Genomic DNA, 14,301 nt, shown 5'->3' with positions numbered 1-14,301 from the left:
GTCAGAACCCGGCGCAGAAATGCGGCAGCATTCCGGCTTTTCGGGGAAGAGTTTCCTGCAACTGCGTTCACCCGGCCAAGGCCCCTGCCCTGCCGGTTGCTGCTGCGGTTTGGCTGTGCTGATCCTTGAGAGGTGATCATCAGCGGTTAAGAGTGGCGGCGCCGCCAAGAGGCGGAGGCGGGACGGGAGGTTCCTCCCGCACGCTGAACGTTGTCTCTGCGCGCCCTTGCCAAAGGGCCCTGTTCCTGGGTGCCGGGGGTGTCAGGCCCGGCGGTGACCGCGATCAGGGGCATCATGGCAGGCTGGGCTTAAAATGCGGTGAGACAGGCGTGCGCCGGGTGTGCAACCCCCAAAGCGGCGTGATCGCCGCTGCCGCTGCGGTGTGAGTATTTGGGGAAAGATGAATGCACTGGACCTGCGCTTTCATCTTTCCCCAAATACTCAAATCCCGCCGCCGGCCCAGCCCGGACCGCTGGCGGGCGCCCGCAGCTCACATCTCCAGTATCTTGCCCGGGTTCAGGATGTTGTCCGGGTCCAGCGCCGCCTTGATCGCCGCCATGTAACGGGTTGCCTCGCCCAGTTCCTGCTGCAGATAGGGGCGCTTGCCCTGGCCGATGCCGTGCTCGCCGGTGCAGGTGCCGTCCATCGCAATCGCCATCTCGTTGAGCCAGCCGATGTATTCGTCCGCCTTTTGCCGCTCCGCATCGCTGTCCATGTCGATGAGCAGCAGCGCGTGGAAGTTGCCGTCGCCCACATGGCCGACCATTGGTGCCAGCAGCCCCATGCCTTCGGCCTTTTCCCGTGCAGCAGCAACGCATTCCGCCAGCTTGGAGATCGGCACGCAGACGTCGGTGGAGATCCCCTTGGCAGAGGGGCGCAGCTGCAGGCAGGCCCAGTACATGTCATGGCGCGCCTGCCACAGCTTGCTGCGCTCTTCGGCGGTGGACGTCGCGGCGATGTCAAAACCGCCGAATTCCTCGGCGATGGAGGCGAACATGTCGGACTGCTCCACCACGCCCGCGTCCGAGCCATGGAATTCCAGCAGCAGCAGGGGTGTCTCCGGCAGGTCGAGTCCGGAATAGGCGTTGGCGGCGCGCACGCTGAGCGCGTCCAGCAGTTCGATGCGGGCGACGGGGATGCCGTACTGGATCGTCATCATCACCGCGCGGCAGGCGTCGTCGACGGAGCGGAAGGAGCAGCGGGCAGAGCGGATCGCCTCCGGGATACCCTGGAGCTTCAGCGTCAGTTCGGTGATCAGGCCCAGGGTGCCTTCGGACCCCACCAGAAGGCGGGTGAGGTCATATCCCGCCGAGGATTTCTTGGCCCGCTGCGCGGTGCGGATAACGCCGCCGTCGGCCATCACCGCCTCCAAGCTGAGCACATTGTCCTTCATGGTGCCATAGCGCACCGCATTGGTGCCCGACGCCCGCGTCGCCGCCATGCCGCCCAGCGAGGCATTGGCGCCGGGGTCGATCGGGAAGAACAGGCCCTGGTCGCGCAGGTAGGTGTTGAGCTGCTCGCGGGTGACGCCGGGCTGCACCACCACATCCAGATCCTCGGGATGCACGGCGATGATCTTGTCCATCCGCATCAGGTCGATGCAGATGCCGCCTGCCGGGGCGTTCACATGCCCCTCCAGCGAGGTGCCGGTGCCGAAGGGAATGACCGGCACGCCGTATTCGGCGCAGACTTTGACGATCTCAGAGACCTCCCCGGCGGTCTCCGGGAAGATCACCGCATCGGGCGCCTGATTGGTAATCCAGGTGGTGGTGTGGCCGTGCTGCTCGCGGATCGACTGGCCCGTCTGCAGTCGGTCTCCGAACTGCTGGGTCAGCGTCTCGATGGCGGCGGCGATCCCGGCCTCGTTGCGCGGCAGTGATGTGGCTTGCACCATGATCGGTTCCCCCCGGGAAATGGGCCTGACGCCCGGAACATTCACCTGTTAACCTACGCCCCCAAGTTGCGGGGCGGCAATACCCAGTAGCCGGTAGAGGAGCGGCGGACCGGCGCTGCCGCCGGACCGGATAGCATTATCCGCCCAAGGCAATCCCTTCGCGACGGGGATCAGCAGCGCCTTTCAGCCTCTCGCCGATCTCAATCGCGTGCAGGCCGGAGGTCAGGTCGCGGGCGTTCACCTCATACCCCATCCCGGTCAGCGCCTCGCCCAGGTCTTCGGCGCTGGTGCCCGCCTCCAGATCATAGGTGCCGAAGCGGTTGACCAGATGCGGCAGCGCCAGCGCCTCCTGGATGTTCAGCCCCCAATCGGCCCAGGCGACAATGGATTTCGCCACATAGCCGATGATGCGGCTGCCGCCGGGGGAGCCGATGGCCAGCACCGGCTTGCCCTCGCGCAGCAGAATTGTGGGCGCCATGGAGGAGCGCGGCCGTTTGCCCGGCTCCAGCCGGTTGGCAATCGGCACGCCGTTGGCGTGGGTGCGGAAGGAGAAGTCCGTCAGTTCGTTGTTCAGCAGGAAGCCGCCCGCCATCAGCCGGGAGCCGAAGGCGTTTTCGATCGTCGTGGTCATCGACAGCACGTTGCCGTACTGGTCCACGATCGAGATATGCGAGGTCGAGGGCAGCTCGATCGACTCGTCGTCCGCCAGCAGCGCATGGTCGAACTCGGGCGAGCCCGGCGCCACCTCGGGCAGCGCGTCATCGCCCTGCAAGAGCTCCGCGCGGCTGGCCAGGTAATCCGCCGCCACCAGCCCGTGGGTGGGCACCGGCACATAGTCGCTGTCCGCCATGTAGCGGCTGCGGTCGGCAAAAGCGAGACGCGAGGCATCGCCGATCAGCCGCCAGGCTTGGGCGCTGTCCGCCCCCAATTCAGCCAGGTCATAGGAGTTCAGCATCCCCAGGATCTGGCCCACGGTGAGCGCGCCGGAAGACGGCGGCCCCATGCCGCAAGCCTCGAAATCGCGGTAAGCAACACAGACCGCCGGGCGTTCCTTTACCTGATAGAGCGCAAGGTCCGTGGCCGAAAGCACACCCGGGTTGCCCTCGGCAGCGGTGACGGCGTGCACGATTTCTGCCGCGATCGGCCCGGAGTAAAACGCCCCCGCGCCGTCCTGAGCCAATGCCCGCAGGGTTTCGGCATAGTCCGTGTTCACCAGCACCGCGCCTTCCTGGACCGGTTCTCCCTGCGGCAGGAAGTAGGCGGCGGTGGCCGTGAACCGTGCCAGACGCTCGGCATCGCGCTCCACCAGTCCGGCCAGGCGCGGCGAGACAGCAAAACCCTCCTCTGCCAGCCGGATCGCCGGTTCAAACAGCGAAGGCCAGTTGGCCTGCCCCCAGCGGCGGTGCGCCGCCTCCAGCAGCGCGGGCGTGCCCGGGGTGCCGACAGAAAGACCGCCGACCACTGCGTCAAAGAACTGCAACGGCTCGCCGCTCTCATCCTGGAACAGCGTCGGCATAGCGGCGAGCGGTGCAGTCTCGCGCCCGTCCAGCGTCGTCACCTCGCCGGTGGCAGCATCGTACCAGACCAGAAACGCGCCGCCGCCGAGGCCCGAGGATTGCGGCTCCACCAGCCCCAGCACTGTCTGCACCGCCACCATCGCATCCGCCGCGGTGCCGCCTGCGCGCAGGACGCCGGCGCCGGCCTCCACTGCATGCGGGTTGGCGGCGGCAACCATCCAGTTTTTCGCCTCCACCGGCTCGCCTGCGGCCTTGGCTTCCAGTGCAGCGGCCACTTCGGAGGAGATCGCCTCAAACGTGCCGGCGGTCGCGCCTTCGGGCGCGACAGCATCCGCGGCTTCCTGCGCGGCGGCGGAGCCCGCGGCAAGCCCGGCAGCGGCCAGAATCAGATACTTCATGAAAGTCCTCCCTTAAATGCCCAGCCACACTCCGGCGCGCTTACAGCATCGACGGCACCACCTGATCCGGCGGGCGGTGGCCGTCCTCGAAAGTCTTGATATTCAACAGCACCTTCTCGCCCATCTCGATCCGGCCTTCGAGGGTGGCCGAGCCCATATGCGGCAGCAGCACCACATTCGGCAGCTCCCGCAGGCGCGGGTTGATGTCGGTGCCGTGCTCATAGACGTCGAGACCCGCGCCCGCGATTTCCCCGGCGCGCAGCATTCGGGTCAGCGCCATTTCGTCGATCACCTCGCCGCGCGAGGTGTTCACGATCACCGCCGAGGGTTTCATCAGCTTCAAGCGGCGGGCGTTCATCAGGTGGAAGGTGGAGGGTGTCGACGGGCAATTGACCGAAAGCACGTCCATCCGCGCCACCATCTGGTCGAGGCTCTCCCAATAGGTGGCCTCCAGCTTCTCTTCGACCTCCGGGCGCAGGCGGCGGCGGTTGTGGTAATGGATCTGCATGCCAAAAGCGGCGGCACGCTTGGCCACGGCCTGGCCGATCCGGCCCATGCCAAGGATGCCCAGGCGGCGCCCGGCAATGCGGCCGCCTAAGAAAGCGGTTGGCGCCCAGCCCTGCCAGTCGCCCTTCTGCATCACCGCCAGGCCTTCGGGCATCCGCCGCACCACTGCCATGATCAGCGCCATCGCCATGTCGGCGGTATCGTCGGTCAGCACGCCAGGCGTGTTTGACACCAGGATGCCGCGCTGGCGGGCGGTGGCCACATCAATATGGTCGACGCCGGCACCATAGTTGGCAATCAGCTTCAGCCGGTCGCCCGCCTGCCCCAGCAGCCCTGCATCAATATTGTCGGTGACGGTCGGCACTAGCACATCAGCGTCCTTCAGCGCCGCGGCCAGCTCGGTCCGGGTCATTGGCGTGTCATCCTCGCGCAGGCGCACATCAAACAGCTCGCTCAGCCGGGTCTCCACAGGTTCCGGCAACCGTCGCGTAACGACAACACTCAATCGGTCTCTTGGCACTTGTGCTCTCCCTTGGGCTTTTCATTCCGCACGCCTCCATGGCATCGTGGCGCAGGATGCGAAGAGGCACAAGAACCCAACCGCATTCCCCGGCCCGCAACCGGAAATTTAGCGGCGCGGCGGGTCAGACCGAAACGGGCAGAACACCGGAACAAGAGGCTGGGCACAACCCGGCTGGGCAAGAAGAGGCGAGCAGGCAGTGAGACAAGCGGCAATGGCAATCCGCCATCTGGCGGCAGCGGCGGCAGCCTTGGCCCTGACGGGCGCAGTCTGCGCGGCCGAATCCCGCGGGCCTGTCACCAACCTCCCCCTGCCCCGCTATGTTTCGATGAAGGCTGCCAAAGGCAATGTGCGCCGCGGCCCCTCGCTCAGCCACAAGATCGACTGGGTTTTCAAGCGCCGCGGCATGCCGCTGGAAATCACTGCTGAGTACGGCCACTGGCGCCGGGTGCAGGACCGCGAAGGGCCGGCGGCTGGGTGCATTACGCGCTTCTGTCGGGCGTGCGCACGGTGCTGGTCGAAGAAGACATGCTGACCGTGCATTCCCGCCCCGACACCCGCGCGCCGGTCACCGCCGCATTCGAGCTGGGCGTGGTCGCCCGCCTTGGGGAATGCGAAACCAGCTGGTGCGAGATCTCGGCCGGCGGCTACAGCGGCTGGGCCCCCAAGAAAAAACTCTGGGGCGTCGGCCCGGACGAGCTGCGCGAATAACCCCTGCCCCTTTCATCTTTCCCGAAATACTCCGGGGTGAATTGGGCCAAGGGCCCAAAAGGGGCAGCGCCCCTCTTCCTTTAAACCTGCGGGGCAGCGCCCCTCCCTTCTGCCGCGGCAATCCGCGCGGGGAGGGAAATGCGCCAAACCATTGCACCCGCAGCAATGGTGTTCTACATGAGGGCCGTATCTATGGCTGCCAAAGCAGGTTCCGGCCCGGTTTCCCGGGCCCCGCACCGGCAGCACCGGAATACCCTCACCGGCGCGGCCCGCCCGCGCTGCCGTCACAAAAGCCTCCGAGATCGCTGAAAGGTTGTGGAACATGGCAGAAAATCAAACCCCGGACATATTGTATACCATTGTAGACGAAGCGCCCGAACTGGCCTCGGCATCTTTCCTGCCGATCATCCGCAAGTTCGCCGCCGCCGCCGGTGTCTCTGTCGGCACCAAGGACATTTCGCTGGCTGGCCGCATCCTCGCCGCCTTCCCGGAAAACCTGACCGAAGAGCAGCGCCAGAGCGATGACCTGGCAGAGCTGGGCGAGCTGGTGAAGACCCCGGACGCCAATGTCATCAAGCTGCCCAACATCTCCGCTTCGGTGCCGCAGCTGGTGGCCGCCGTCACTGAGCTTCAGGGCCAGGGCTATGACATTCCGAACTACCCGGAAGAGCCCAAGACCGACGAAGAGAAAGCCGTCCGCGCCCGCTATGACGCCATCAAGGGCTCGGCGGTGAACCCGGTTCTGCGCGAAGGCAACTCCGACCGCCGCGCTGCCAAGGCAGTCAAGAACTTTGCCCAGAAGAACCCGCATTCGATGGGGTCCTGGTCGGCGGACAGCAAGACCAAAGTCTCGTCGATGCCGGGCAACGACTTCTATGCAAACGAGAAATCCGCGACCATCACCGCCGCGCAGGCGGGTGACGCGAAGATCGAATTTGTGGCCAAGGACGGTTCCGTCACCCTGCTCAAGGACAGCTGGCCGCTGGCCGAGGGCACCGTGGCCGACGCCACCTTCATGTCCGCCAAGGCGCTGTCGGCGTTCCTGAAGGACGCCATCGAGGACACCAAGGCAGACGGCACCATGTTCTCGCTGCACCTCAAGGCCACCATGATGAAGGTCTCCGACCCGATCATTTTCGGCCATGCGGTCAAGGCCTGGCTGGCGCCGGTGTTCGACCAGTTCGGCCCGCAGCTGGAGGCCTTGGGCGTTGATCCGAACTCCGGCCTTGGCGACCTGCTGAACCGGGTCAAGGACAACCCGGAAATCATGGCGGCCATCGACGCGGTGCGCGCCGAGCGCCCCTCCATGTACATGGTCGACAGCGACAAGGGCATCACCAACCTGCACGTGCCCTCCGACGTGATCATCGACGCCTCGATGCCCGCGGTGATCCGGGCCGGCGGCAAGGGCTGGGATGAGAACGGCAACAAGGGCGACACCAACTGCGTGATCCCCGACAACTGCTATGCGCCTGTCTATGACGAGAGCATCAAGTTCTTCAAGGAAAACGGCGCACTGAACCCGGCCACCGCCGGTGCCGTCGCCAACGTCGGCCTGATGGCGCAGAAGGCTGAGGAATACGGCTCCCACCCCACCACCTTCGAGGCGCCCGCAGACGGCACCATCCGGGTGGTTCTGGCCAATGGCGATACGCTGCATGAGCATGAGGTGGAAGCGGGCGACATCTGGCGCTCCTGCACCGTTAGGAAGGCACCGATCGAAAACTGGATCCAGCTGGCACTGGACCGTCAGCGGCTGACCGGCTCCGAGGCGATCTTCTGGCTGGACGAAAACCGCGCACATGACGCCGAGCTGATCAAATACGTGAAGCCCGCGCTGGAAGAAGCCGGCGTTGCGGACAAGTTTCAGATCCTGGCACCGCGCGAAGCCACCCGCCAGAGCCTTGAAACCATCACCAAGGGCGAGGACAGCATTGCCATCACCGGCAACGTGCTGCGCGACTACCTGACCGACCTGTTCCCGATCCTGGAACTGGGCACCTCGGCCAAGATGCTGTCGATCGTCAAGCTGATGAACGGCGGCGGCCTGTTCGAGACCGGTGCCGGCGGCTCTGCACCCAAGCACGTGCAGCAGCTGGTCGAGGAAAACCACCTGCGCTGGGATTCGATGGGTGAATTCTGCGCGCTGGGGGAATCGCTGAACTTCCTCGCAGACAGCAAGGGCAACAAGAAGGCCGGCGTGCTGGGCGCCGCGGCTGAGGACGCCACCCAGGGCATCCTCGACAACAACCGCTCGCCCTCGCGCAAGGTGGGTGAGCCGGACAACCGCGACAGCCACTACTGGTTTGCCCGCTACTGGGCCGAGGCGCTGGCAGCGCAGACCGAAGACGCAGAACTGGCGGCGCATTTCGCTCCCATCGCCGAGGAACTCGGCGCCAAGGAAGAGCAGATCATCAGCGAACTGGCCGCAGCACAAGGCGGCGTAGCCGACATCGGCGGCTACTACAACCCGAGCGTTGATCTGAAAGCCAAGGTGATGCGCCCCTCGGAGACGCTGAACGCGATCATCGGCTGATCCATCCGCACCAATACAAACGAAAAACGCCCGGGGCTTCCCCCGGGCGTTTTTTTTGTTCCGCAGGCGCTGAGGCTCAGAAGTCCTGCCAAAGATCCCTCGCGGCGTTGCCCTCAGCCATTGCAGCGGGCTGCGGCGTGGCCTCCATGTCCCAGCTGCCGGGGCCGTGCGCGGTCGGCGCCGGCGCTGCGGCGGCCTGCGCCGGTACCGCTTTGGCCGGGGCGGCCGCGCGGGTGCCGGGGATCTTGAAGTGGGCAACCAGCCCGGTCAGCCTGGTGGCATCCTCCTTCAGCAGCTGGCCGGCCGCTGTGGATTCTTCCACCATCGCCGCGTTCTGCTGGGTCACCTTGTCCAGCTGGGTGACGCCGGTGTTGATCTCCGCAAGGCCGGTCGACTGTTCGGCGGCCCCTTCGGCAATACCGGACACCAGTTCGGAGATGTGGTTGACCTGCGACACGATGCTTTGCAACGCCTCGCCTGCCTTGCCCACCAGTTCCACGCCGCGCTCCACCTGGCCGGAGCTGCTGCTGATCAGGGTCTTGATCTCCATCGCGGCATCAGAGGAGCGCTGCGCCAGCGCCCGCACTTCGGACGCAACGACCGCGAAGCCACGGCCCGCTTCACCCGCCCTTGCCGCCTCGACCCCGGCATTCAGCGCCAGCAGGTTGGTCTGGAAGGCGATGTCGTCGATCACCCCGATGATCTGGGAAATCTGGTTGGAGGATTGCTCGATCTCGGTCATGGCCGACACCGCGCTTTGCACCACCTCGCCGCTTGTTTCGGCTTCGCGCTTGGCGTCCTCCATCGTCGCCTCGACGCTGCGGGCGCCTTCGGCGGCGGATTTCACCGAAGCGGTCAGCTCATCCAGGGCTGCCGCGGTCTGTTCCAGCGTCGCAGCCTGGCTTTCGGTGCGGTGCGACAGGTCATCCGATGCCTGGCTGATCTCACCCGCGCCGCTGCGGATGCTGTCAGCCGCGGCAATCACCTGCTCCACGGTCTGGCTGAGGGTTTGGGCCGTGCTGTTGAAATCCTGCCGGAGCTGCTCGTATTCAGCCGGGAAACTTTCGGTGATCTGTGCGGTCAGATCGCCGTGCGACAGGTCCGACAGCTTGCTGCTGAGCGCTTCCACCACGCCGCTGCGGGTAGCGTCGAGCGCTTGCTGCTCCTGCTCCATGTCCTGCTGCCGGATCAGCGCCTGGCGGAACACATCCACCGCCCGGGCAATCTCGCCCAGTTCGCTGCGCGCGCCGGATGACGGGATCTCACTGTCAGTGTCACCATCCGCCAGTGCGGTCATCCGGTTCTTCAGACTGTTCAGCGGGGCAGTTACGCTGCGGGTGATAAAGAAGGCCGCCGCTGCCAGCAGCAGCAGGCCGCCGCCCAGAACCGCCAGCGACTTGTTGCGCATGGCCGCCACATCCGCTTCGATATCAGAGACATAGGCACCGGTGCCAACAATCCAGCCGAACGGCTCGAACGCCTGAACATAGCCGATCTTGGCTTCAATCACGTCGGAGCCCGGCTTTTTGAAGTAATAGGTCAGTTCCCCCGCCCCTTGAGAGGCGGCGATCTTCTCCAGCTCCTGGAACACCTTGATGCCGGTCACATCCTCATAGGCGCCCTGGTTGGTGCCAACCCAATCGGGCACCGTCGGGTGCGCCTGAACCACCAGGTCGTGATCGAAAACAAACACATAGCCGGACTCGCCAAAGCGCAGCGCGGTCAGCCGCTCGCGTCCGATGTCGAGGGCTTGTTCCGGAGTGAACCGTCCGGTCCTGGTCCCTTCATCCAGGTCGCGCAGCAGGCTGACCGCCGCGTCGGTGACATTGTGCAGCTCCTTGTAGCGCATCTCATAGGCGTTGTTCACCGCCTGATTCAGCATCACGAAGGTGAGCACGGCGGTCAATCCAAGCGCGAGCAGCGCCAAGGAATAGATACGGACGGGCAGACGGTAGAGAAAAGCGGGTATTCGGGACATACTTGCAGAGCCTTCATTGCGGTTCTATTGCCGACCTGTTGTAGGAGGCAGTCTCTAACAAACCCCTACCCTGCAGGGCCCTGCCGGAGTTTTGATGCCGGTTTCCGGGAGGTTTTTGCCGCATTTTGAATGGAATGCCGCACAGGCCCCCTAGGGCCGACGCCTGGCCCTAAGGAAACCGGAAACGCCCGGGGAAATGCCCGGGCGTTTTCTCGTTTTGCTTGGCGCAAGGATCAGAAGTCCTGCCACAGGTCCTTGGCGGCGTTGGCCTCTGCCATCGCAGCCGGCTGCGGCTTGACCTCGATGTCCCAGCTGCTGGGTCCATGCGCGCTCGGTGCCGGGGCGGCGGCGGCTTGCGCCGGGGCAGCGGCACGGGTGCCTGGGATCTTGAAGTGGGCGACCAGACCGGTGAGCTTGGTGGCGTCTTCCTTCAGCATCTGGCCCGCAGCGGTGGCTTCCTCCACCATGGCCGCGTTCTGCTGGGTGACCTTGTCCAGCTGGGTGACACCGGTATTGATCTCGGCCAGACCGGTCGACTGCTCGGCGGCGCTTTCGGCGATGCCGGACACCAGGCCGGAGATATGGCTGACTTGCGACACGATGCTTTGCAGCGCCTCGCCGGCCTTGCCAACCAGCTCCACACCGCGCTCCACCTGGCCGGAGCTGTTGCTGATCAGGGTCTTGATCTCCATAGCCGCGTCCGAGGACCGCTGCGCCAGGGCGCGCACTTCCGAGGCCACCACCGCGAACCCGCGCCCAGCCTCGCCGGCCCTTGCCGCTTCCACGCCGGCGTTGAGCGCCAGCAGGTTGGTCTGAAAGGCGATATCGTCGATCACCCCGATAATCTGGGAAATCTGGCTGGAGGACTGCTCGATCTCAGTCATCGCGGAAACCGCGCTTTGGACCACTTCGCCGCTGGTTTCGGCCTCGTGCCTGGCCTCCTCCATCGTCGCCTCGACGCTGCGGGCGCCTTCGGCCGCGGATTTAACCGAGGCCGTCAGCTCATCCAGCGCCGCGGCGGTCTGTTCCAGCGTCGCAGCCTGGCTTTCGGTGCGGTGCGACAGGTCATCAGAGGCCTGGCTGATCTCGCTCGCACCATTGCGGATGCTGCCGGCCGCGGCAATCACTTGCTCGACCGTAGCGCTGAGGTTCCTGGCCGAGGTGTTGAAGTCCTGGCGCAGCTGCTCATAGTCCTTGGGGAAGGCTTCGGTGATCTGTACCGTCAGATCGCCCTGGGACAGAGCGGACAGCTTGCCGCTGAGCGCCGACACCACCTTGCTGCGCTTCTCGTCGAGTTCTTTCTGCGCCGCCTCCAGCTCCTGCTGGCGGATCAAGGATGTCCGGAAGACGTCCAGAGTCCGTGCCATATCGCCGATTTCACTCTTGTTGGTGGTGGCCGGAATGGCGCTGTCGGTGTCCCCTTCGGCCATCGACTGCATGCGTCCGCGCAAGGCGCTCACCGGTCCGGTGACGCTGCGGGTGATCAGGGTTGCCCCCACCATCAGAACCGCCAGGGTCACAAGCAGCGCGGTTGCGGTTGTGATAATGTTCTGCCGCACATTAGTTTCGATATCCGAGACATATGCACCGGTACCGACGATCCAACCCCAGGGTTCATAGACGCGGATGTAACCCATCTTGGCCTCGATCACGCCGGTGCTGGCGTTGGCGAAATGGTAAATCAGCGAGCCCTGGCCCTCAGCCTTGGCGATCTTGAGCATTTCCTGATAGATCTTGACGCCGTTTTCGTCGGTCAAATCCGGCTGGCGGGTGCCCACCCACTCCGGCAGAAAGGCATTTGCGGTGATCACCAGATCGAAATCAAAGGCATGAAAATCACCCGCGGTGCCGAATTTCAAACTATCGAGGGTTGCGCGCCCCATCTCACGGGCAGTGGCCTCGTCCAGCTGGCCGGTTTCGACCTGATTTTGCAATTCGTCCAGCTGGCTGAAAGCCAGATCCGTAATCTGGTGCAGTTCGCGTTCGCGGCTGGCGTATTCGGCGGTGTTTGCCCGGATCAGCAGGAAGACGGTCAACAGAGCAAACAAGAAAACGGCCAAAGCGGCCAGTGCGTAGATCCGGACGGGCAGACGGTAGAGAAAAGCGGGTATTCGAGACATTTTTGCAGAGCCTTCGTTGCAGGTCTATTGCGGACCGAACTTAGGAAGCAGTCTCTAACAATCCCCTACTGAGCAGGGCCGCAAAGGCAGTTTACGGCGGTTGGTGCTGAGAATTATCGTCTTTGGCGAGGCTGCGGCACTCGTGGATGTTTGCAGCAAGCCTTCAGGGGCAGTTTTCCGGCGCGCGGTTTCTGCTCTTTAGGTCTTGCAACGCAAAACCGCCGCTTGCGTTTATCGCAGCGGCGGTTTTGTTTGTGTCATCGTTTAGAGAGATTATTGGATTTTACTAGGTTTGGCGGTGACCTACTCTCCCAGGGCTTGAGCCCAAGTACCATCGGCGCGACAGTGCTTAACTTCCGGGTTCGGGATGGGACCGGGTGTTTCACTTGTGCTGTGGCCACCAAACCGAGGAAAATCCAAGCGCCGGAGGCGGTTGGCTTTTCTCGGTTGGCGGTCGGCAGCGTGTTTGCGAAGCAAATGCGCGAGAGACCGCAGCTGAGTTATGTCACGATGACATTTCCAAATGCGTCCGGCGTACAATCAACATGTCCAGTCAAAGGGATGGTTTGCTTGTTTGGTTTTGTAACACTGTCTGTTACTGGATCAAATCAAGCCTGTCGGGCGATTAGTACCGGTCAGCTGAACGCATTGCTGCGCTTACACCTCCGGCCTATCGGCGTGGTGGTCTTCCACGGCCCTCAGGGATACCTTGTTTTGAGGGGGGCTTCCCGCTTAGATGCCTTCAGCGGTTATCCTGTCCGATCATAGCTACCCAGCACTGCAATTGGCATTACAACTGGTCCACCAGTGGATCGTTCACCCCGGTCCTCTCGTACTAGGGGCAACTCCTCTCAAGTATCCTGCACCCACGGCAGATAGGGACCGAACTGTCTCACGACGTTCTAAACCCAGCTCACGTACCTCTTTAAACGGCGAACAGCCGTACCCTTGGGACCTGCTCCAGCCCCAGGATGAGATGAGCCGACATCGAGGTGCCAAACACTGCCGTCGATATGGACTCTTGGGCAGTATCAGCCTGTTATCCCCGGCGTACCTTTTATCCGTTGAGCGATGGCCCTTCCACGCGGGACCACCGGATCACTATGGCCGACTTTCGTCTCTGCTCGACTTGTCAGTCTTGCAGTCAGGCTGGCTTCTGCCATTGCACTCAACGAGCGATTTCCGACCGCTCTGAGCCAACCTTCGCGCGCCTCCGTTACTCTTTAGGAGGCGACCGCCCCAGTCAAACTACCCGCCACGCAGGGTCCCGGATCCGGATAACGGACCGCGGTTAGACATCAAGAGTGCGAAGGGTGGTATCTCAAGGGAGGCTCCACAGGAACTTGCGTTCCTGCTTCGATGCCTACCACCTATCCTGCACATCACAATCCTGATGCCAGTGCGAAGCTGTAGTAAAGGTGCACGGGGTCTTTCCGTCTAACCGCGGGAAGCCTGCATCTTGACAGGCAATTCAATTTCGCTGAGTCGATGTTGGAGACAGCGGGGAAGTCGTTACGCCATTCGTGCAGGTCGGAACTTACCCGACAAGGAATTTCGCTACCTTAGGACCGTTATAGTTACGGCCGCCGTTTACCTGGGCTTCAATTCGGAGCTCTCACCCCTCCTTTTAACCTTCAGGCACCGGGCAGGCGTCAGACCCTATACGTCGCCTTGCGGCTTCGCAGAGCCCTGTGTTTTTAATAAACAGTCGCCACCCCCTGGTTTGTGCCCCCGGATCCAAGTTGCCTTGAACCCGGGCCTCCTTCTCGCGAACTTACGGAGGTATTTTGCCGAGTTCCTTCAACATCGTTCTCTCAAGCGCCTTGGTATGCTCTACCAGTCCACCTGTGTCGGTTTAGGGTACGGTCTGATGGAGGGCTATTTCCAGGGACCAATCAGCGGCCCGCCCAATCCGATAAGGGCGAACAACCTTCATGATCCGTCACATCCTCCTGGCTCAGGAATATTAACCTGATTCCCATCGCCTACGCCTTTCGGCCTCGGCTTAGGGGCCGGCTTACCCTGCTCAGATTAGCTTTAAGCAGGAACCCTTGGACTTTCGGCGAGAGTGTCTCTCACACTCTTTGTCGCTACTCATGTCATCATTCTCGCTAGTGATC

At 63.5% G+C, this 14,301-nt stretch carries 6 protein-coding genes, 2 rRNA genes and 1 pseudogene (1 of these 9 only partly in view); 2 read left to right on the top strand and 7 right to left on the bottom strand.

The features are described from left to right. Positions 1–490 precede the first annotated feature (490 nt). From ACXAED_RS13100 to ACXAED_RS13090, 3 genes are all read right to left on the bottom strand, one after another. Positions 491–1,894 (bottom strand): FAD-binding oxidoreductase, encoded by a 1,404-nt coding sequence (locus ACXAED_RS13100; RefSeq protein ID WP_475050425.1) that lies wholly within the window; start codon positions 1,892–1,894, stop codon positions 491–493. Positions 1,895–2,030: 136 nt separating this feature from the next. Continuing rightward, a complete protein-coding gene (ggt, locus tag ACXAED_RS13095; RefSeq protein WP_475050423.1) occupies positions 2,031–3,809 on the bottom strand; it encodes a gamma-glutamyltransferase in 1,779 nt (592 codons plus the stop codon). Between the two features lie 40 nt (positions 3,810–3,849). Further along, on the bottom strand, positions 3,850–4,836 hold the full coding sequence (locus ACXAED_RS13090) for a 2-hydroxyacid dehydrogenase (RefSeq protein WP_475050420.1): 987 nt from the start codon (positions 4,834–4,836) through the stop codon (positions 3,850–3,852). A 214-nt stretch (positions 4,837–5,050) separates the two neighbouring features. Here ACXAED_RS13090 and ACXAED_RS13085 point away from each other — a divergent pair. Together ACXAED_RS13085 and ACXAED_RS13080 are read left to right on the top strand one after the other, a co-directional pair. Next, positions 5,051–5,547, top strand: a pseudogene (locus tag ACXAED_RS13085) (SH3 domain-containing protein). Between the two features lie 322 nt (positions 5,548–5,869). Continuing rightward, positions 5,870–8,083 (top strand): NADP-dependent isocitrate dehydrogenase, encoded by a 2,214-nt coding sequence (locus ACXAED_RS13080; RefSeq protein ID WP_475050418.1) that lies wholly within the window; start codon positions 5,870–5,872, stop codon positions 8,081–8,083. A gap of 76 nt (positions 8,084–8,159) precedes the next feature. Here ACXAED_RS13080 and ACXAED_RS13075 read toward each other — a convergent pair whose 3' ends face one another. The 4 genes from ACXAED_RS13075 to ACXAED_RS13060 all read right to left on the bottom strand — a co-directional run. Further along, positions 8,160–10,061 (bottom strand): methyl-accepting chemotaxis protein, encoded by a 1,902-nt coding sequence (locus ACXAED_RS13075; RefSeq protein WP_475050415.1) that lies wholly within the window; start codon positions 10,059–10,061, stop codon positions 8,160–8,162. Positions 10,062–10,294: 233 nt separating this feature from the next. After that, positions 10,295–12,181 carry a methyl-accepting chemotaxis protein gene (locus tag ACXAED_RS13070; protein WP_475050413.1) on the bottom strand — a complete coding sequence of 629 codons (1,887 nt, stop codon included), beginning with the start codon at positions 12,179–12,181 and terminating at the stop codon, positions 10,295–10,297. 290 nt (positions 12,182–12,471) lie between these two features. Then, positions 12,472–12,586: ribosomal RNA gene (rrf, locus tag ACXAED_RS13065) — 5S ribosomal RNA — on the bottom strand. Positions 12,587–12,785: 199 nt separating this feature from the next. After that, a 23S ribosomal RNA gene (locus tag ACXAED_RS13060) occupies positions 12,786–14,301 on the bottom strand; it runs 1,312 nt beyond the window's last position.

It is taken from the genome of Leisingera sp. ABM4_103 (assembly GCF_056158685.1).
Note: the sequence above shows the minus strand (reverse complement) of the source record. Positions and strands in the feature narration are given on the sequence as shown.

Coding starts and splice junctions, on each gene's coding strand:
- ACXAED_RS13100 (WP_475050425.1), bottom strand. CDS start 1,894: ATGGTGCAAGCCACATCACTGCCGCGCAACGAGGCCGGGATCGCCGCC.
- ggt (WP_475050423.1), bottom strand. CDS start 3,809: ATGAAGTATCTGATTCTGGCCGCTGCCGGGCTTGCCGCGGGCTCCGCC.
- ACXAED_RS13080 (WP_475050418.1), top strand. CDS start 5,870: ATGGCAGAAAATCAAACCCCGGACATATTGTATACCATTGTAGACGAA.
- ACXAED_RS13075 (WP_475050415.1), bottom strand. CDS start 10,061: ATGTCCCGAATACCCGCTTTTCTCTACCGTCTGCCCGTCCGTATCTAT.
- ACXAED_RS13070 (WP_475050413.1), bottom strand. CDS start 12,181: ATGTCTCGAATACCCGCTTTTCTCTACCGTCTGCCCGTCCGGATCTAC.